Raw genomic sequence first — 18,572 nt, 5'->3', positions numbered from 1 at the left:
GTAGGCGTACTGTCGGTGGTGTTCATGTGGCTGTCTCGGGTGGGAGGAGTGCTCCCTCAGTGAGCCCCGCGCTGAGCACGCGGGCAGTTTCGTCGGCGAGCCGGTTCGCGAGGTCGGCGGCGACGCGGATCGTGTGCAGTCGGCGGAACGCCATCGCGTAGCGGTGTTGCTCGGATGTCGGCAGGAGCGGGATCCGCAGACGACGTACGTCGACCCTGACGATGCTTGTGCCGCTTGCCGCGGCGTTGAGGTTTTCCTCAGCAGCAAGAAATCCGGCGAGGAACCACGGGTCGAAGCGGGTGGGATCCGGCCGCAGGAGGTGCAGGTGGCGACCGAGAAGCTGGCCGGCGTCGGCGGTGTCGGCGACGCGGGCGACGCTGCGGCCGTGGTGCAGAAGTTCGGGCAGGATGACGTCGCCCGCCTCGATCTTGATTTCGTCGCCTGCATGGTCTATCGGCCCAGAGGCGGGTCGGCGGGTCAGCACATCCTGAACCGTCAGCGTTCTCGTGGATGATGTTTCAGGGCGCGTGGAGTCGGCTGCTCGTCTGCCGATCGTCGGGGCTCGTACCAAGCTCAGGGCGTCACCGCGTAGTAGGTCAGCAATCGTCGCTTGGCGCCACGTCTGCGGCTCGGCTCCTGCCGGTGGCCAGTTCTGTCCTCCGCTGAGTGCGGTGAGTCCGGCCGCGGCGCGGCGTAGCCGGTCGCGAACCGCATGCGCGGTCGCTGCGAGTTCCTCGGGCTGAGTCGGCGCTGCTGTCACTCGGACGTGACGAGCGGGAGTTAGGTCCACAGCTTCGTTAAGCAGTTCAACAACAGGCACGGTACGTGCGGTGCCGGGAAGTGCGTCGAACGCGTCCGGGCGGAGGTCGTATTCGCGCCAGCTGTCGAGTACGACGGTGCTCAGTCGATGCCAGTCAGTGGCGGCGCGGCGCGTGCCAGTATCCCCGGTGGGGCGGCCGTCGGTTTCGGCGGTGTCGATGAACAGGACGTTCTGTCCCGGGGATGTCGGGTCGCGGTGAAGCAACCAGAGGTGCAGGCTGATGTGCAGCGGGGGTGCCGCACCGACCGGCAGGGCTATCACGGCTCGCAGCGTGCCGCTGCGCAGTAGTTCTGCCCGGATTCGGCGTCCGGCAGCGCGTTCTGCTGTAGCCGGAGGCATGAGCATGATGACAGTCCCGCCTTGCTGGGTGTGGCTTAGGCAATGCTGCAACCAGGCAAGTTCCGATTCACTCTTAGGAGGTAGGGCGAAGATCCATCGTGGATCGTAAGCCAGTTCCTCGTTTCCCCAGTCCCGTTCCCCGTATGGCGGCGCGCACAGGACCGCATCCGCCAGCAGTCCGGGGAAAGCGTCAGCTCGCAGACTGTCGCCGACACGTACGTCGAGCTGGGCCTCTGGCAAGGTCGTTGCGATGGTGATCGCTGCTAACGCGGCTTGCCCGGTGACGACATCCTGGGCGTACAGCTGGGTTGCGCCGCGTTTCCCGGCAGCGACCAAGAGGCCGCCGCTTCCACAGGCGGGGTCGAGAACTCTGGCAGGGTAGGACTTATCCGGAGCGGACAACAGGCTGGCCATCAGTTCGACTAGGGGTGCGGGCGTCGGATAGCTGCCGCCCGCGGTCTCGTCGAGATGCTCTTCGACCAGGATTTCGGCTGCCGGAACAGCGCCGTCCTCGGCGACGCACCGCAGCAGTGTGCGCACCAGATCCGGATATTGAGCAGCAACGGAGACGTCGTCGACCCCCGGGATCTGATCACTGCGGGACTCGATCGCAGCGGTGAGGCCGGCGAGCATCTCCCGGTCGGGGAGTGCGATTAGATTCTTGGACTCTTCAGGACCCAGCAGTCCGGCGGCAAGAGCCGCTGGGAGTAGGCCCAGCGTTGCGCTGTCAGGGGCATCAGAACGTAGCGCGGCTCGTAGGTCGTCTTTTGCGGAGTTCGCTGGTAGCTGCCCTCGGGCCGCCAGCCAGGTTCGTACCGCAGAAAGGTCGTAGGCCGGGCTGGTCTCTGTTCCGCCGACGGGGGCAGGGAAGTCTGGATGCCGACGGCGCCAATTGCTCACCGTGGCGCGCGTTACCCCGGCGAGCCGGGATATCTCGGCGGCGGTGATCAGGGCTAGGTCCGGCATGTGTGGTCCCTCGGTTGGCGCGTGGATCTTCTACCGCTCACCTTACACGACTCCATGAACCTGTAAACGGTTTGACAGCGCTTTCACTGAGGTGCATCATGGGGTTGCTTTCACGGTGAGGCGGCTCGCTGCCCCTCGCGCACCACGGCTCACCGAGGCGGACGCACCGCGACTCCTCCGCCTCGCTCAACGCTCACCGACACCACCCGGCATCGCCGAATCGACGGTCTGGGGGTCACGCCGCGAACAGGGAGACCCATCGCATGAACGAGTCCGCCAACACCCGCCCGCCCGGCCGCCACCGCGAGGGTCGCCCGGCAGACACGACGCGCCCCCGGCGCCGCAAGGCACGCCTTGCCTCCACCTACCGCACCACCCTGTACCGGATGCGCATCGACCCGGACGAGGAGAGCTTGAGGAGTGCCCTCAACCACCGCTACCTGCGCGACAAGGACTTCACCGTCGTGCACACGCAGGTGGCTGGAGTCCCGGCACTGCTGGTCCACGGCAGCGTCCCGCAGCCGGTCGCCGACTGGTGCCCGGTGATCACGGGCTTGACCGGCGCCCCCCTAACCATCAGCCACAGCAGCGCGGGCTGCGCCCTGCTGATGTCCTTCGACGGCCACGTCTATGCACTCACCTACGGCACCCTCGGCCGGTTCGTGCTTGACACCGACCGGATCGACCCCGGATTCGGTATCGCCTTCGCGATCCGGGCGATCGAGCCCGAGCGGATCCGCCGGGTGACCCGCCGGGTTCTGGCCTCCACCGGCCGCGTTGAACGCAGCCTTGTGGCGGGCGGCCAGCCCATCCGCCGCTACGGCATCGAAGGATGGGGCGAGATCGTCGGCCAGTTGTGCGGTGTACTCGCCAACGAGCGGCTGGCCGGCACCCGGGGCGGCACCCGCCCGGTCACCATCGCCGGAGCCGACTCCCTCCAGATCGCTGTCAGCACCGAGCCTGCCGGCCTGCTGAAGGACCTGCGTGAGATCGGCCGGGTCTGCGCGGGCGATTCCCCGTCACCCGACCTCGAATTCATCGCACAGGTCCGCCCTGTACCGCCGGGGGAACGCACGGCTCGGCTCGACGCACTCCTCGACGACCTTCTCGGCGCCGACGAGCACACCGACCTCGGCCTCGCACTGCCCGCCTCCCAGGTGGACCACGAAGCCATGGCCCAGTCCTACCTGGTCAAGGTGCCGTACCGCACGGTCCGCATGATGGATCTCCACCTGGAGGACATCCTCGAACGCACCCGCCAGCGGCCGACCGGACGCCGGTTGGAGGCGCTGAAGATCGGCTCCATCGGCATGTGCGCCGACCCGTCTGGCCGTGAACTGCTCACCCCGCCGGTCTCGGCGCACAAGTGGATCACCGCCGAGATTTCGGTCGACGCAGCCCGCATGATCTACCAGGAGGGCCGGTGGTACGAGATCGGCGCAGAGCACCTCGAACTCCTGCGCGACGAGATCCAGAAGATTCTGACGAAGACCCCGAGCCTCGTCCTGCCCCCGTGGACCGACGACCTCGGCGACGAGGACGCCTACAACAAGATGGTCGCTGCGACTTGCACCGGATACGTCCTGCTCGACAAGCACTTCCTCAAGACCCGGCAGCACCGCCGCGGGCACGGCATCGAAGCATGCGACCTGCTCGGCCCCGACAACGAACTGATCCACGTCAAGCGTGCCGAACGGTCGGCGCCCCTGAGTCATCTGTTCGCCCAGGGCGAGGTCTCTGTCGACGCCCTGATCCACGAGGCCGACGCGCGCCAGCGCCTCGTCACGCAGGTCCACTTCGAACAGCCCGGGCACCCCATCGACACCGACTTCCGCCCACGCAAGGTCATCTATGCCATCGCGCTCGACGCGAAGAAGCCGCTCACCGCCGACACGCTGTTCACGTTCTCGCAGGTCGCTCTCTACCGGGCGGCCCGCCGGCTGCGCCTCGACAACATCGAGGTCGAAGTCGTCGCCATCCCGACCAGCCCCCAGGAAACCCTCCCGCGCCGTCAGGCGGTCGTTGCCTCTCGCAGCGGATCATGATGTTGGCGCACCGCGGCCTTGGCCGGTGCAGAAGCTGCACCGGCCAAGGCCGCGTCTTTCGCGCTGAGGAGTCTTGTACGCGTGCTCACGTCGATTAATGACCTTGCCGGGTAGCGAACGCAGCGCGGCCCGGCAGGTAGTGACTTGGTGATGTCCTGCCGTACCCAAGCGCAGAGCCTTCGGAAAGAGATTCCACATAGCGCGAACCAACAGCCATTCCGATGGCCTTCAGGTTCATTCGAGCACGACGTTGCGTTCCTGTCCGGCCGTCGTGACGATCGCTGCCACGTCTTTGAGGAATCGGTTCTGGTCTGGGGAGGCGCTGACCGTGGGGATAGGTGCGCCGCGGTCGAGAACATCTGAGCTGATCATGCGGGCGCGTATGAACGTAGAGCCTGGACCTCGTTGAGCAAACGCCGCCTGCCAGCCGAGCCGGACGTCGTCCTTCAGCCGTCGGCGGGTGAATTCGATGAGTTCAGTCGTGACGGCGTTGGCCAGGTCGTCGATGATTGCTTGTCGTTCATCTTCGCTGGGAATACCTCCCTCCCAGCGGAGAGGGCGTTGAAGGAGAAGGTAGATTTGACGCTGCAGCTCATACCGCAGGTTAGCAACGGGTTGAAGGTCTTCGTATCCGTCGGCCCAGCCCTCTGCTAGCCGACGGCTGAGCGCCTTAACCCTTGTCCAGTGTGCCTTCGGCGAATCGGTATTGGTCTCCAGGCCGAGCAATCCCCGCCACCTGGCATGGAATTCCTTAGTAGCTTCGGCGACAGCTAGGGAAAGGTTCATCCGGTCGAACACGGGCCTGCTATTTCCGGCATCGACGGCTAGTTCCGGATGGGCTAGCACGGCTAGTAGATTTTCGAATTGCTGGATCGATCGTTGGCCGATCTTGGTGCCAACGGTGGCTTCGAGCGGCGTCTGGATGGCGCCTACGAAGAACCGGGCTCGGTCGAGCCTGCGGCGCAACGCACGTTCGGCCGCCGGGCCTAGGTCTTCCCCAATTGACTTTAGGACGTTTTCGACCGACGCCAGGACATGCTCCTCCCTTGCCTGAAAGCTTGGCAGGTTGGGCCCACGGACTTGATCGAAGTGTGTAAAAACGAGGTGCAGCTTCGCGGCATCTCCAGACACGGCGATGCTCTTGAGGGCGGCGACAGGTGCGGCCTGCATAGGTTGGATGGCATTGTCGACCAGTAGCACAGCGTCGGCCTTTAGTAGTTGCTCGGTGACGTGCGTCGAAAGAGCGGCGGCGGACTTTGGCGTATGTCCGAGTCCCTCGCCGTCGATCAGTACAAGCTTGGCGCTAGGTCCACCCCATGCTGGTGTGAACGGGCCGCTGACTCGGATGCCGTTGACCAAGGGTGTCAACAAGCGCCCGAATAGGGGCGCGTAGTTGCTGGTAAACTGGGCAAGTACCCTTAGGAAATCTCGTCGTTCCGTAGTGGTCCAGGTCCAGCTAAGCGGCCAGCCTTGACGGTTTCGCCGAAGTTCACCGACTGCTACGCTTGTGAAGCGCTTCTCGATTTCGTCGATGAGCGCGTCGACGATTTCGTGGTACTCGTCAGACTCCCGCAAGACGGTGTCGAGATTCTCCTCGATGTACTCAGAGATGACCCGTTCATCAGTCTCGTCCGGTTCCACCTCTTGCCGGATTACGTCTGCGTGTCGCTCGGCTACTACGCGGATTGCCTGTACTGCCCGCTGCACCACTTGCATTGTCGCGGCGAGGTCAACCGCGCCATATTCTGTTGGATCAACATCGTCGGTTTCAGTCTCGTCTTCGTCAACTAGATCATCGGTTTCCTCGTCGACAGAGCGGCCGAGAACATAGCTGAACCGGTAACGCTGACCGACGTGATCAAGGAGTGTTCGGGTCAGAACCCGATCGTTCTTCCCCTTGAGTGCCGATACCGCAGCCGCTGATACGTTTTCTGTTAGATAGTCGATGACCTCATCTCGCGGAACGAAAGTCACCGCCGCGCGAAAAACCGGATCTTCGGTCGGGATCAACTCGGTGTCGGCGACTGTCGTCTTGGCGGTGGAGGTTGACGGGAACCGCTCGCTTCGTTTTCCGGTGCCCAGAATCTGCCGTACAACTGTGGTCTTGCCGGCTCCGGTAGTGCCCAGCAGGAGCACCGTGCGGTAGCCCTGCTCGGCGCCCGGTAGCGGAAGCAGCTGGTCTCTCACTGCGGAGAAGTCGACTTGTGTCGCTTCTAGGCCGTCATAAAAGATGTCGACCACACGCGAGTCGAACCGGGCTGCCGCGCCGACCCGCGCTGCTGGTTCCCATAGGGATGGTGTCCGAAGAATCTCGTTCAACTCGTCAATCAGGGCTGCAGCCTCCACCTCGTCAGCTGTGCCCAGACCTCGACGTACTCGACGGCCCGGCTTGTTGGTGCTTACATCCAGGCGCACTGGATGCCGAAAGATCACCGACCAGGCGTCCCGGCCTTGATTGCGACTCTTCGTCGCCGTGTAGTACCTCACTGCATCCTCCGTTGTTCCCTTGGTGTACCAAAGCAGTGTGCCATCGAAGGAAGTGGGTGCGCAAGGTCTCCCGGTACACCGCAGGAACAACGATGATCGTCATGAGGTCATGAGGCTGCTCCTGGCGGGGCAGCGTCATAGGTTTGTGCTCCATCGGGACGGTGCTGTCAGCCGTGAGAACAGCCTTGGCTCGCGCGGCGAGCGAGAGCGGCGTGATGGATGGATCGGTCAGGACGCGCGTCGGCGGACGGCCGGTAGGGTCACAGTCGGGCCCTGAGCTGCGGGTATGCGGTTCTTATTCTGCCAACTATGGTCCACCAACAGCGTCTGAGCTGGGAAGACGTGAAAACCGAGTGGGCGGTACGCGAACCGTCCGAGCAGTATGTGCCGTGACCTGGGAAGACGCGCGTACCTCAACGGGCGCGAGCGTGCTCGTGCGGTGAAGGCCGGGCTTCTTGAGCGATAGGGCATCGGCGGGATCGGCTACCGCTTGGGTGGGCTCGACTTCCCGAGCACGCGGTCTCTGGGTACGGCGTCCGGTGCTGCTGATGCCGGCGGTCGGCTCGTCGGTGCGGAGCGAGCACCTGACTGAGCTGCCACCAAGCCTTGTACGCGGAAGAGGCGTTCCTAGATCGACCTGACTGTAACGATCTACTCCTTCAACTCGCCCCGCGAGGGAGGTAAGCGAGTGCTGGCAGCACGGCTGCCTGATAGGAGGCGACATGGCAACGCACCATCTGATGTCATCGCTCGGCCTTTGGCGGTCCCGTCCAGGGTTCCGGGCCGTACGAGTCAATGATCTACGACTTGACGATTAAAAGTCCCTAACACGATCTCGGGTTCGTCCAGTTGATCAGTCTGCGCCAGCAGATCAGGACGCAGGCGAGGCCGACGAAGCTGTCGTGGATGTCGAGGCGGCGTTCCCAGCGCACGGCGAGTCGGCGGAACTGGTGTAACAGGGAGAAGGTCTGTTCGACGACATAGCGCAGCTTGCCCAGTCCCTTGATGCCCGGCGTCTTGGGCTTGGGGATGATCGGTTCGGTGCCGCGTTCGCGGCAGGCCTGGCGGAAGGCCTCGCTGCTGTAAGCCTTGTCGGCGAGCAGGACGTCGAAGCGGCGCCGAGGCCGCCCTGGTCGGCCGGCGATCGGTGGGTAGCAGTCGAGCAGGTCGAGGGCGCGGCTGATGTCGGGCACGTTCGCGCCGCTGGTCAACACATAGATCGGGGTGCCGTTGCCGTCGCAGAGTAGGTGATGTTTCGAGCCGGGTTTGCCGCGGTTGACCGGCGACGGACCGGTCCCGGCGCCCCCTTTTTGGCGTCGATGTGACTGCCGTCCATCGCCGCCCGTGTCCAGTCGATCCGGTTCGCCGCGTTCAACCTGCCCAGCAGGATCTGATGGACCTGGTCGAAGACTCTCGCCTCGGTCCAGCGTTCCAGCCGCCGCCAGCAGGTCATGCCCGACCCGAAGCCGAGTTCTTGCGGCAGGTCCTCCCATCCGACGCCGGTGTACAGCACGAACAGGATGCCCTGCAGACAGAGCCGGTCCGGGATCGTCTTGGGCCCCGGTGCCTTCTCCGGCCACGGCGGCAGGACCGGCTCGATCAACTCCCACAACTCGTCATCGACGTTCCACGGCTTACCCACGACCAGCGAACGAGACTGATCTTCACCTCGCAGCGCTGATCGGCATCGATTCAACAGATCGTGTTAGGAGCTTTAAGGCGAACACGGCTGTCAGCCGGTGCGTTGCCGCGTCGGCGTGGCTCGCAGACTCGGCGATCGCGTCGGCCAGGGCGATCCGGGACGAGACGAATGCGGGCCTGGCGGATCGGCGGCGGTGTTCCTGCCGGCGCAGCATCGCGGCCAAGGCCTCACCGCCCCTGTTGAGGCGCCGAGGCTAGGCCCAGCCGCGTTTCGTGACTACGGAGCGCCAATTCCCGTGATCCGGGCCACTAGACGCTCAAGACTCGGGGCGCTGGCCGCCTTTACGAATTTCGAGTCATCCTTGACTTGGGAAACGAGCTCGTTGGTGACGCCAGCGTGCCTCCTCAGGAAGGTGGGCAGAAAGATCTCCTCCTGCCATATCTCCTGAGTGGTGTTCAGGTGTTGTGCAAGCCGGTGGCTGCGACGCTCCAGAGCTGCTTGGACTGCCTCTGAGAGGGCGGTAAGGGAGATTAGGTCCGTTTCGGGATCAGCGTGAAGACTCCGGGCTTTTCTTCGGTGACGAGTTCGCGGGTGACCAGGCGTTTCAGCTTCGCGCGGGCACCTTCGACGTGCTTCGGCAGCGGCTCGATGCCGAGGGCGAGGCAGACGTCCTTGGCGCGCATCCCGGCGCTCGCCTCGCCGAGGACGGCGAGGATCTGCTGGTAGGCGGCGCTGACGATGGTCGGGTCCTCGGCGGTGAACTCCGTCGCGGCCAGATCTCGCAGCGTGGTGCGGGTGGTGGCCAGGTCGGCCAGTGCACGATCGATGCGGGTGAGCTCGGCGGTCAGCAGGCTGATCTGCTCGCGCAGGCGTCCGGCTGTCGCGGCCGCGGTGGTCTCGCGTTCGCCGATCAGGCCGAGAAGGGTGTCGAGGTGCACCGGCTGGCCTTACGCGTTTCGCCAGGTGGGGGTGCTGGTGCCGGTCAACCGGCGGACCATGTTCGCCATCGAGGCCCACAACGTGCGCGACACCGACGAGGCGGGCTTGCTCTCGTACTCGCGCACCAGGCGGCGGTGCAGCATCAAGGTGCCATATACCTGCTCCACGATCCACCGTTTCTTGACCGGCACGAACCCGGGCTTGGTGTCGGATCGTTTGACGACCTGCACGTCGATGCCGGTCACCGCGCCGTACACACCGACGTCCTGCTTGAACCCCGCATCGACCCAGGCCACCGTCACCGTCGGGGTGTGCTGCGCGACCTGGTCGAGCAGCTCGATCCCGATCGCGTTGTCAGTGACGCTCGCGGCGGTGACCACGACCGCGATGATCAGACCGAGGGCGTCCACGGCCAGGCCCCGCTCGCGTCCCGGCACCTTCTTACCCGCGTCTTTGCCCGTCGTCGCGGCCGGGACGTGGTTCGCCGCCCGGATCGACTGAGTGTCGATCGCGACCGCGGACGGGTCCTCGCGGCGGCCGGCCTTCTCCCGCGCCTGGCAACGCAGCAGATCATGAATCGCGGCGTCGGTGCCGTCGTCACGCCACAACGCGAAGTAGTAGAAGGTCACCGGTTTCTGCGGCAGGTCGTGCGGCAGATACGCCCACTGGCAACCGGTCCGGCTCTGGTACAGGATCGCGTTCACGATCTCCCGCAGATCCTGTTCGCCCTGCCGGCCGGCCACCGAGACCCGCTTGGCTCTCCACGCGTCCAGGAAAGGGCCGATCAGCGCCCACTGCTCATCGGTGACGTCACTGGGGTACGGCTTACGCGCGCTCATGCCCGGCTCAACTAGGCAGGCAGCGCTAGTGACGTGACCGATGTTCATCTTTCACGCCATCGAGTGATCACTATCTACCGCGAACCCGCAGAACGATCTCCAAACGGACCCACCGTATAGATCAACCTAAACAGTCCGTGACCGCCCTCTCAATGCCTACCCCGACGTGAGGAAAAGCTTCTCACACCTAATCACCTCGGGCGATGTGCTCGCCAGAATGTTCGACGTCGTCGGCGATGTGTTCGCCGCTGAGCCAAGCCAGATTGCTGGAGACACACGCGAGAGCCTCGCGCCGTCTGGCGTTGCTGATACGCGGCCGGCGGTTCGCCGCCGAACATGGCGTCTAGTCCCCGTCGATTCTTGCTCTGCGTTTGAACTGGGGATCCATCCCGCATCGGAGCCGGAAGCGGACGTGCCACGCCTTCCTCCGTATGTCAGCCGCGACCACGACTCAGAGCTTCGCGCCCAACTGCGACGCGCGGCCGAAAACGGCGGAGGAACCGTCGTGGTGATCGGTGACTCCTCGACGGGCAAGTCTCGGAGTCTCTATGAGGCCTGCCGGCAGGTTCTGGCCGGTTGGCAGATCTTGTTGGCCGAAGACCCGGACGGTATCCGGCAAGCAAGGGCAGCTTCGTCGGAACGCATCGTGATGTGGCTTGATGACACGCGAAGCCCGCGTTTCCTTACGCCAAGCGGGCTGACCGCAGGCGACATCTCGGAATGGACCGGGAGCAGTGCTCAATCCGGGCCAACCATCGTTGTTCACCTGCTGTGGCCAGCTGCGTATCAGGAGATTATGGCTCCGCCTACGGTTTCGCGTTTCGACTCGAGGCCTTCGCCGGACCCCTGGCGCTCCACCTGGGATTGCTTAAGTCTGGCGGTCGAATCTGCCGTTTGGGTCGGCGCCACGCTCACTGAGATCGAAAAGAGGCGTGCCGCGGCCCTCGCTGCGGAAACCGGTGATTCTCGTATTGGGGATGCGCTTCGCGATGGCCACTACGGATTCACGCAGTACCTCGCTGGTGCTCCACAACTGATCGAACACTGGAAGTTCGGCCAGGCCAGCCAACCCTACGGGGCAGCTGTCCTGACCGCGGCGATAGACCTTACCTGCTTGGGAGTACGAGTCCTCAGTTCGGCCCTACTGACCGAAGCGATGGCTACCTATCTGACCGACGAGCAGTTCGTTGAAGCTTCGCCTGGTGCGGCTGAGGATGCGCTGAAATACGCCACGGCAGAGCTGCGAGGTGGTGTGCGGGCACTACGCCCGCGACGCGGACCCCAGTTGGGTGCACATGGCGGCTACAAATTGGACGATTACCTGCAACAGCGCGGCGAGCTCGAACGTCACTACGTTCCCGTGCCGGCGGCTTTGTGGGAGGTCATTGGCATACACGTCACCGACATGGATCTCCTGAGCCGACTGGCGCTAGCCGCCGACGACCGTGGACTCACCGACCATGCCTTTCCACTGTTATCGCGCACCTACATGATCGACGGGAGTGCTCGTGGCGGTTGACGTATGCGCTCATGAAACAAGGCCGTGAGGGCAGTCTCCGCGAACTGGCCGACGAAGGTATCGGGGCAGCTCGTTGGGGGATCGTCTGGCTGATGATCCATCAGGATCGCCTCGACGAACTGATGTCGTGCTGGGGAGACGACGACGTGAGCGAGGATGGATGGTACAATCTCGCCGAAATGCTCTACCAGCGAGGAGCCGAGGCTGTGCTGCGGCAACTCATGGACGCAGGTCATGGTGAGGGCAGGTTCTACCTCGTACGACTGCTGCAAGACCAAGGCCGAGAAGCCGATCTGGCCGACTTGGCGGCAGCTGGTGACCAAGATGCTCAGTGAGTGTTTGAGAGTGCCGTTATCCGGGCGTGGTGAATGTCCGGCGGCTCTGGCGGGTGGCGGGTCGGCCGCGGTCGAGGCGGCGGATCATGGTGTTAATCGCCGCCCAGCGGATCAAGGCCTCGGACACTGCGGGATCACGTTCGTAGTCGCGGGCCAGGCGACGGTGGGCGGTCAGCCAGGCGAGGCTGCGTTCGACCATCCACCGTTTCGGATGGACGACGAAGCCGACCTGATCGGCGGGCTTGCGGACGATCTCGACGGTGGTGTTGAGCGTTGCGGCGGCCCAGTCGACCAGCCGGCCGGCGAAGCCCTGGTCGGCGAATACGTGCCGGATCGGCGAGAACAGATAGGTGCTGAGCAGGGTCGTCTTCGCTCCGTCGCAATCCTGCCGCGACGCTGACATCACGCAGACCACGATCAGCAGGCCGAGGGTGTCGGTGACGATGAACCGCTTGCGGCCGTTGATCTTCTTTCCGGCGTCGTAGCCGCGGGTGTCGCGGCCTACCGTGTCGGCGGCTTTGACTGACTGTGAGTCCATGACGCCGGCCGACGGCTCGGCCTCGCGCCCCTGCTCCACGCGTAGTTGTTCGCGTAGCTCTTCCACGATGCGTTCGGTGACCTGGCGTTTCTCCCACTGCTGGAACTGCCAGTACACCGTCTGCCAGGGCGGGAAATCGACCGGCAACTGACGCCACGAGCAGCCACTGCGGACCACGTACAAGATCGCATCGACCATCGCCCTGCGTGGGTGTTTCGGGATCCGCCCCGGCGACTTGATCAACGGAAGCATCGGCTCCACGATCTCCCACTGCGCATCGGTCAGATCCGACGGATATCGACGCTCACGCTCCATCAGGTCAGCATCGGGCCGCCTCCGCCGAAGCCAGGGACACGCCGGGCGACAGCACTCTCAAACACTCACTCAGATGAAGCTGGCTGACCTGTACGTGCAGCAAGGCAAAGTCGAGGAGGCGATCGAGGAGTACGACGACCTCATCGAGAACGGCTCAGGCGATTATCCAGACGAGGCGTCTCGTTCGCTAGCCGGCCTTCTTGTCGAGACAGGCCGGGGTGAAGAACTCAGAGAGTGGATGGTGCAGGCAGACACCCATGGCTACGGTGTCCCCCGTATGTACTACGCCGAATTCCTGTCGGAAGAAGGCCGCGTCGACGAGCTTCGCGACCTAGCTACAAGTGGCGACAGCTTTCCTGAAGTGATGTGGTTCGCCAAGCTACTCTCCCGGCTGGGCCGAATTGAGGAACTGCGTAAGCTAACGGAGAGAGATCCATCAGCTGCGCGGATGGAATTGTACCGAGCCTTGGCCGAGGCAGGAGCTGTGGAGGAGCTAAAGGCGCTCACCCATCAAAACAAATCCAGGCAGGACGCTCACCAGTGTCTGCTCGAATTGTTAGCACGCCAAGGCCGGGAAGAAGAGATTCGCCGCATGGCGCATGGCGGTGACCACGAGGCGCGGAAGATGCTGATTAGGCTGCTGGCCCGGGAAGGCAGGAACGCCGAGATAGCGGAGATGGCGGCCGCCGGCGACCCGGCAGCCTGTCGGCATCAACGGGACCGACTCAGATGGATACTCGACTAAGGCCACCTTGAAGAGGTCCACTGCATGCGCCGTCCGACAGGTGCAGCGGAACGACCGAGGTCCTGTAGGCGAATGAGCGGAAAGAGCGCCGCGGCGGCGGCGCGCCGCCCGGTTCACGCATCATGTGCGCTTCGGGTCGGAAGCGGGTGCTCGCTGGAGCCCCGAACCTTTCTTGGCTTATCAACGGGAGCCCGCGACCCACCGAATTTGTCATTGCGGGTATTCAAAGGTTCGACCATCCGTGGAAAACCCGAATATGTCGTCCCCACTCCGCGCGGCGGCATCCTCGCCGACGGAGAGCCGCCGACGCCGGTGGTGGTGGTGCTGGACAGCGGGTACAGGCGCAGGCCCATAAACGAGGAACCCGTCCGGGTGAAGTCTTCCCGGACGGGTTCCTCGTGAACTATTTCGGACACGTTAACCCCCACCAGAGTCATCCATTCGAGTGATGATTGTGGTGGGGGTTACCTGTTTTCCCAGTTCAACCGATTCCACGTCGAGCGTGTCCGCACCGCAGACGATGACCAGCCGACGGCTCCGAACGTGATCGAGCAGATCACTTGAATCCGCCAGGAACTGCAACTCTCCGCCATAGCTCGGCCATGTACCCAATGCGCGTCCATGCGCCGCCCGCACACCGCGCAAATCACCAGCCCGGTCAGCAGATACGTGCGGGCGCCTTGGTCCTTCGGCACGGGGATCGCGGTGACCTGTTGCACGGCCAGAAAGTCGGCCTCACTGACCAGAGCGGGATGCGCCGGCCGCTCGGAGATCACCCACTCGCTCCGCGGACTCCACACCCGGGAGATCCCCAGGCTGGTGCTCTTGTCCCCGGGGATCGTCTCGTGCCGGTCGGTGCGCTGCCGGTTCCACACCTGCCGCCCCGTGTACCGCGGGTTCGCCAGGATCTCCGCCACCGTCCGCAACGTCCACTCCGTACCCGAACGATGCCTGTTCCGGTCGGGATCATAAGCAGACGGCGACGGCACCTGCCGCTCGTTCAGCGCCCTCGCGATCCCCGCAGTACTATCCCCGGCCAGCCGCCGGGCGAAGATCCACCGCACGTGTGGCGCAGTGACCGGATCAGGATCTAGCCGGTGCAGCCGACGGCCCCACCGCGCATGGATCCGGTTCGGATGCGGACCCGCGTCCACCAGCCGGTAACCGTACGGCGGCCGCCCACCGAGATGCCGGCCCTGCTCCCGCAACTGTGTCCGCATCGCCCGGGTGGTCCGCCGACGGGCCCGCAACACCTCCCGCTCCGACTGATGCCCCAGCAGCAGGAACAACGCCCGATGCGTCGGATCGTCCAGGTCCACCGGACCGCCGAACTCCGGCAGCCACACCGTCACCCCCTGCGCGTGCAGATACGGGATCACCTGTAACGCCTGCCGGCCGGCGAACGCCCGCTCATACTCACCGATCACCACCGCGTCGAACCGGCGATCCGGGCTCCCCGCCTCAGCGAGCAACTCCGCAGCGGCGGGCCGGTCATGCCAGGACAGGCTGCGCGAATAGCCGACATCGAAGAACTCGACCCCGATACGACCAAGACCATGCGTCATGAACTCCGCGATCTCGAACTGCCACCGCCGCGACGACACCGGATCCTGGTAGCCCTCGGTCGAGATCCGCCCGTAGAACGCGAACCTCACCTCCCCCACCGTCTGACTGGACGGCCGACCACGCACCCGCGACGGACCAGATGATCCGTCCACCCAGACCGTGAACAAGTCATCAGGAGTCGTGTCGGCGGCTGTCATCAACGACGGGAGCATCAGAATCACCAGAAGACCGAGAACGGTAGGTGTCTTCATGTCGATGCCCTGGCCTCGCCACAACCATCGAGTCATCGATGAATATCACCCGGATGAGTGACGCGAGATTGATACGGGCGCCCGCGACACCGGAGGCGCTCCCGGCAGACAGGGTTGAAGGCTGTCCCGAGGTAGCCAGCGCGGCGCAAAGAATCACCAGTTCAGGGGCACACAGCTTGAAGACCGGCGGCGAATAGGCCATCGAACTCAGCGAGCCGTAACGGCTGTTCGGCGGTGGGCAGGGTGCACGCTTGCGGCACCCACCCGGGGGTCGTGGTGGTCATGCAACGACGGTAAGCCTGTACCCGGGTATCGACTGCGAGCCTTCCAGCACGACGCGCCGAGATTTCCGAACGACGTCCCCTACCTGCTCGGCGGCGGGTCCGGCTGAGAGTCCGTGCCGGAGGTGGGCGGGCAGCAGCAGGCGAGGTAGCCCTGGAGGTCGGCGAGGCGGGCGCCGATGGTGGCCGGGTCGGCGCGGTAACGCACCAGTTTGCCGTCGCGGGTGGAGGTGACCAGGCCGCCTCGCCGCAGAACGGCCAACTGTTCGCTGGTGGTGGACTGGCCGAGTCCGCAGCAGCTGGCGACTTCACCCACGGTGAGTTCGCGGCCGTCGGCGAACAGCAGCAGGATCTGTTGACGCGTCTCGCTGGCGAGGGCCTTGAGGAAGTCCTGCACGGGCACGTCGAGGGGTGCGGTGTGCGTGGTCATCGGTTACCAGTGTCCCTCACAACTTCATTTCGGCTTTTCCCGATGTGACGATACATTACTGGCATGACTTCCGCCGACCTCGTCGTCATCGGCGCCGGCCAATCCGGCCTGGCCACCGCGTACGCTGCCGCTCGCCGCGGCTTGAAGCCTCTGGTCCTGGATGCCTCGTCCGGGCCCGGGGGTTCGTGGCCGTCGTACTACGACAGCCTGACCCTGTTCTCCCCGGCCCGGTTCTCCGCGTTGCCCGGCCGGATGTTCCCCGGAGACCCGGATCGGTATCCGCACCGCGACGAGGTCGTGGACTACCTGGCCGCGTACACCGCCTCGTTCGACGCGGACGTGTGGTTCGGCAGCCGTGTCGAGCAGGTGACCGCTGACGGGAACGGCTTCACCGTCGCGGTCACCGGCGGCGCACCGGTACGAGCACCGGCGGTGGTGGCGGCCAGCGGCGGTTTCGGCGCCCCGTACCGGGCGGAATTGCCGGGCCTGGAGGTATTCCCCGGAACGGTGCTGCATTCCGGGGAGTACCGCAACGCCGACGCTTTCGCCGGCGCCCGGATCCTGGTCGTGGGCGGGGGCAACTCGGCAGTGCAGATCGCCGTGGAACTCGCGGCGGTCGCATCGGTGACCCTCACGACCCGGGGACCGCTGCGGTTCCAGCGGCAGCACATCCTCGGCCGGGACTTCCACTGGTGGCTCGCCCGGACCGGCCTGGACACGTCTCGGTGGGGGCCACGGCTCATCCCGGGTTCGGTGTCGGTGATCGACGACGGCCGGTACCGGGCGGCCATCGCCGCGGGCCGGCCGGACCACCAGCCGTTGTTCGACCGTCTGGACGGCGATCGAGTGATGTGGGCCGACGGCACCTCCGAACGGGTCGATGTGGTGCTGCTGGCAACCGGTTACCGGCCGAACCTGCCGTACCTCGCCGGAACCGGCGCCCTCGACAGTGACGGTCGCCCCCTGCACGCCGGTGGGCTGTCGACGACGGTGCCGGGGCTCGGGTTCGTAGGGCTGGAGCGGCAGCGCAGTTTCGCCTCGGCCACGCTGCGGGGCGCCGGCCGAGATGCCGCCTTCGTACTGGACGGGCTGCTGCGCCGCTCGGGCCGGCATGTGGCGGCAGCGCGGTGAGCATGGCGGTGGTCGCGGTGCTGCTGGTCGCGTCGATGCCGGCGGTCGGCACGGACACGGACGTACGGCAGGTTGCGATCGCCGCTCAGCCCGCCGACCGAAAGGAGTCAATCGAGCCGGACCCGGCCGGCACATCGAGAATCCACGGCTACGGCGCCGGGACGCGCAGACCGCCGAAGGTCGTCGCATCGAACAGTAGAAGCCAACCGGCCACCCCCTCCCGTCCCGTTCGGACCGCAAAGAAGCAGCCCACACAGACGGAGCTGGTACCACCGTCTCCGCATCCGGCTGGGCAGTGTTGGGCATGCTGATCAGCGGAGTGAGGAGGTGCCGGGAGTGCCAGAATCGTTCGATGTAGTGGTAGCCGGGGGTGGGCAGGGCGGACTGGCCGCGGGCTACTACCTGCGCCGTGCCGGTCTGGATTTCGTGATCCTCGATGCCCAGTCGCAGCCGGGCGGCGCGTGGCGGCACGGCTGGGATTCGTTGCGGTTGTTCTCCCCCGCAGAGCACAGCCCGCTGCCGGGATGGGGATGCCCCGCCAGGAGGGCGAGGACTTCCCGACCGCCGGGCACGTCGTCGACTACCTGCGCGCTTACGAGCAGCGGTACGACCTTCCGATACGCCGGCCGGTCCGGGTACATGAGGTGCGGCCGGACGGGAGACGTCTGGCGGTGCAGACCGATGCCGGGACCTACCTGGCTCGGTACGTCATCTCGGCCACCGGCACCTGGGAGTGCCCGTACGTGCCCGACATCGCGGGCCGCGCCGAGTTCACCGGCCGGCAGTTGCACACGGTCGACTACACCTCGCCCGAAAAGTTCCGGGGTCGGCGTGTCGTCATCGTCGGTGCGGGCAACTCGGCGGCGCAGATCCTGGCCGAGGTGTCGCGGGTCGCCGAGGTGACTTGGGTCAGCCTGCGCCCGCCGCGGCTCATGCCCGACGACGTCGACGGTCGGGTGCTGTTCGGCGTGGCCACCCGTGCCGCCGCCGGTGGTGTCAACGGCGGCGTCAGCGATCTCGGCGACATCGTGATGGTGCCCAGCGTCCGCAACGCACGCGAGCGCGGGGTTCTGCACGCCTGTCCGATGTTCGAGCGGCTGTCCGCGCACGGCATGTATTGGGCGGACGGCACGCAACAGTCCTGCGATGCCGTCCTCTGGTGCACCGGGTTCCGGCCGAACCTCGCCCACCTCATGGCGCTGTTGCCGGCCGCGCACCAGGGGACGGTGGCTACCGAGGGGACCCGATCGGTGGACGAACCCCGCCTGTACCTGCTGGGGTACGGCGATTGGACCGGTCCCGCGTCCGCCACTCTGGTCGGCGCCGGCCGCACGGCAAAGGCCACGGTCGCCGATATCGCCGCCCAGCTCAGCGAATAGCGGCG

General features: G+C 65.3%; 14 protein-coding genes and 1 pseudogene. 7 read left to right on the top strand and 8 right to left on the bottom strand.

All coding sequences use genetic code 11. From position 1 onward, the window contains the following. Positions 1–22: 22 nt before the first annotated feature. Positions 23–2,125: an N-6 DNA methylase gene (locus Aut01nite_RS41625; protein ID WP_052164219.1), complete on the bottom strand. Its 2,103-nt coding sequence runs from the start codon at positions 2,123–2,125 to the stop codon at positions 23–25. A gap of 263 nt (positions 2,126–2,388) precedes the next feature. Here Aut01nite_RS41625 and Aut01nite_RS41620 point away from each other — a divergent pair, with 263 nt between their 5' ends. Further along, on the top strand, positions 2,389–4,170 hold the full coding sequence (locus Aut01nite_RS41620) for a DUF6119 family protein (RefSeq protein WP_043529232.1): 1,782 nt from the start codon (positions 2,389–2,391) through the stop codon (positions 4,168–4,170). A 234-nt stretch (positions 4,171–4,404) separates the two neighbouring features. On the opposite strand, the gene Aut01nite_RS41615 is transcribed toward Aut01nite_RS41620, so the two are convergent. The 4 genes from Aut01nite_RS41615 to Aut01nite_RS41600 all read right to left on the bottom strand — a co-directional run bounded on the left by Aut01nite_RS41615 (position 4,405) and on the right by Aut01nite_RS41600 (position 10,077). After that, positions 4,405–6,657 carry a P-loop NTPase family protein gene (locus Aut01nite_RS41615; RefSeq protein ID WP_083999588.1) on the bottom strand — a complete coding sequence of 751 codons (2,253 nt, stop codon included), beginning with the start codon at positions 6,655–6,657 and terminating at the stop codon, positions 4,405–4,407. Between the two features lie 824 nt (positions 6,658–7,481). Next, positions 7,482–8,299 (bottom strand): IS5 family transposase gene (locus Aut01nite_RS41610; protein ID WP_161790707.1). Its coding sequence is split into 2 segments (ribosomal slippage): positions 7,482–7,969 and positions 7,969–8,299, totalling 819 coding nucleotides; the frame shifts between segments, so codons are not numbered across the junction. Positions 8,300–8,829: 530 nt separating this feature from the next. Beyond that, on the bottom strand, positions 8,830–9,237 hold the full coding sequence (locus Aut01nite_RS41605) for a hypothetical protein (RefSeq protein WP_043529240.1): 408 nt from the start codon (positions 9,235–9,237) through the stop codon (positions 8,830–8,832). Positions 9,238–9,246: 9 nt separating this feature from the next. Further along, positions 9,247–10,077, bottom strand: coding sequence for an IS5 family transposase (locus Aut01nite_RS41600; RefSeq protein ID WP_043529242.1), 831 nt, complete (start codon positions 10,075–10,077; stop codon positions 9,247–9,249). Between the two features lie 217 nt (positions 10,078–10,294). Between Aut01nite_RS41600 and Aut01nite_RS41595 the strand changes: the two genes are divergently transcribed. Both Aut01nite_RS41595 and Aut01nite_RS41590 read left to right on the top strand, forming a co-directional pair. Next, positions 10,295–11,596 (top strand): hypothetical protein, encoded by a 1,302-nt coding sequence (locus Aut01nite_RS41595; RefSeq protein ID WP_152628940.1) that lies wholly within the window; start codon positions 10,295–10,297, stop codon positions 11,594–11,596. A gap of 11 nt (positions 11,597–11,607) precedes the next feature. Next, positions 11,608–11,931, top strand: a complete 324-nt coding sequence (locus Aut01nite_RS41590; protein ID WP_152628941.1) for a hypothetical protein — start codon at positions 11,608–11,610, stop codon at positions 11,929–11,931. Between the two features lie 16 nt (positions 11,932–11,947). On the opposite strand, the gene Aut01nite_RS41585 is transcribed toward Aut01nite_RS41590, so the two are convergent. Then, the gene (locus tag Aut01nite_RS41585; protein ID WP_043529246.1) at positions 11,948–12,784 is read right to left on the bottom strand and encodes an IS5 family transposase; all 837 of its coding nucleotides are present in this window, start codon (positions 12,782–12,784) and stop codon (positions 11,948–11,950) included. Positions 12,785–12,857: 73 nt separating this feature from the next. Here Aut01nite_RS41585 and Aut01nite_RS41580 point away from each other — a divergent pair, with 73 nt between their 5' ends. Beyond that, positions 12,858–13,529, top strand: coding sequence for a tetratricopeptide repeat protein (locus Aut01nite_RS41580; protein ID WP_043529249.1), 672 nt, complete (start codon positions 12,858–12,860; stop codon positions 13,527–13,529). A gap of 464 nt (positions 13,530–13,993) precedes the next feature. On the opposite strand, the gene Aut01nite_RS41575 is transcribed toward Aut01nite_RS41580, so the two are convergent. Continuing rightward, the gene (locus Aut01nite_RS41575) at positions 13,994–15,307 is read right to left on the bottom strand and encodes a recombinase family protein (RefSeq protein ID WP_239124641.1); all 1,314 of its coding nucleotides are present in this window, start codon (positions 15,305–15,307) and stop codon (positions 13,994–13,996) included. Positions 15,308–15,709: 402 nt separating this feature from the next. Next, positions 15,710–16,057, bottom strand: a complete 348-nt coding sequence (locus Aut01nite_RS41570) for an ArsR/SmtB family transcription factor (RefSeq protein WP_052164222.1) — start codon at positions 16,055–16,057, stop codon at positions 15,710–15,712. A gap of 63 nt (positions 16,058–16,120) precedes the next feature. On the opposite strand from Aut01nite_RS41570, the gene Aut01nite_RS41565 reads away from it, so the two are divergent. The 3 genes and pseudogenes from Aut01nite_RS41565 to Aut01nite_RS41555 all read left to right on the top strand — a co-directional run bounded on the left by Aut01nite_RS41565 (position 16,121) and on the right by Aut01nite_RS41555 (position 18,567). Then, positions 16,121–17,188, top strand: a complete 1,068-nt coding sequence (locus Aut01nite_RS41565; RefSeq protein WP_043529251.1) for a flavin-containing monooxygenase — start codon at positions 16,121–16,123, stop codon at positions 17,186–17,188. A 327-nt stretch (positions 17,189–17,515) separates the two neighbouring features. Then, positions 17,516–17,605 (top strand): annotated as a pseudogene (locus tag Aut01nite_RS45020) (hypothetical protein); the annotation flags it as partial. A gap of 113 nt (positions 17,606–17,718) precedes the next feature. After that, positions 17,719–18,567: an NAD(P)-binding domain-containing protein gene (locus Aut01nite_RS41555; protein ID WP_204037931.1), complete on the top strand. Its 849-nt coding sequence runs from the start codon at positions 17,719–17,721 to the stop codon at positions 18,565–18,567. The last annotated feature ends 5 nt before the right edge of the window (positions 18,568–18,572 follow it).

This window comes from Actinoplanes utahensis, assembly GCF_016862455.1.
In the GTDB taxonomy this organism is placed as follows: domain Bacteria; phylum Actinomycetota; class Actinomycetes; order Mycobacteriales; family Micromonosporaceae; genus Actinoplanes; species Actinoplanes utahensis.
Note: the sequence above shows the minus strand (reverse complement) of the source record. Positions and strands in the feature narration are given on the sequence as shown.

Excerpts from the sequence above, each read along its gene's own strand:
- Aut01nite_RS41555 (WP_204037931.1), top strand. The coding sequence starts at position 17,719 with ATGCCCCGCCAGGAGGGCGAGGACTTCCCGACCGCCGGGCACGTCGTC.
- Aut01nite_RS41590 (WP_152628941.1), top strand. The coding sequence starts at position 11,608 with ATGAAACAAGGCCGTGAGGGCAGTCTCCGCGAACTGGCCGACGAAGGT.
- Aut01nite_RS41625 (WP_052164219.1), bottom strand. The coding sequence starts at position 2,125 with ATGCCGGACCTAGCCCTGATCACCGCCGCCGAGATATCCCGGCTCGCC.
- Aut01nite_RS41565 (WP_043529251.1), top strand. The coding sequence starts at position 16,121 with ATGACTTCCGCCGACCTCGTCGTCATCGGCGCCGGCCAATCCGGCCTG.
- Aut01nite_RS41595 (WP_152628940.1), top strand. The coding sequence starts at position 10,295 with ATGTTCGACGTCGTCGGCGATGTGTTCGCCGCTGAGCCAAGCCAGATT.
- Aut01nite_RS41580 (WP_043529249.1), top strand. The coding sequence starts at position 12,858 with ATGAAGCTGGCTGACCTGTACGTGCAGCAAGGCAAAGTCGAGGAGGCG.
- Aut01nite_RS41600 (WP_043529242.1), bottom strand. The coding sequence starts at position 10,077 with ATGAGCGCGCGTAAGCCGTACCCCAGTGACGTCACCGATGAGCAGTGG.
- Aut01nite_RS41620 (WP_043529232.1), top strand. The coding sequence starts at position 2,389 with ATGAACGAGTCCGCCAACACCCGCCCGCCCGGCCGCCACCGCGAGGGT.
- Aut01nite_RS41575 (WP_239124641.1), bottom strand. The coding sequence starts at position 15,307 with ATGCTCCCGTCGTTGATGACAGCCGCCGACACGACTCCTGATGACTTG.
- Aut01nite_RS41570 (WP_052164222.1), bottom strand. The coding sequence starts at position 16,057 with ATGACCACGCACACCGCACCCCTCGACGTGCCCGTGCAGGACTTCCTC.
- Aut01nite_RS41585 (WP_043529246.1), bottom strand. The coding sequence starts at position 12,784 with ATGGAGCGTGAGCGTCGATATCCGTCGGATCTGACCGATGCGCAGTGG.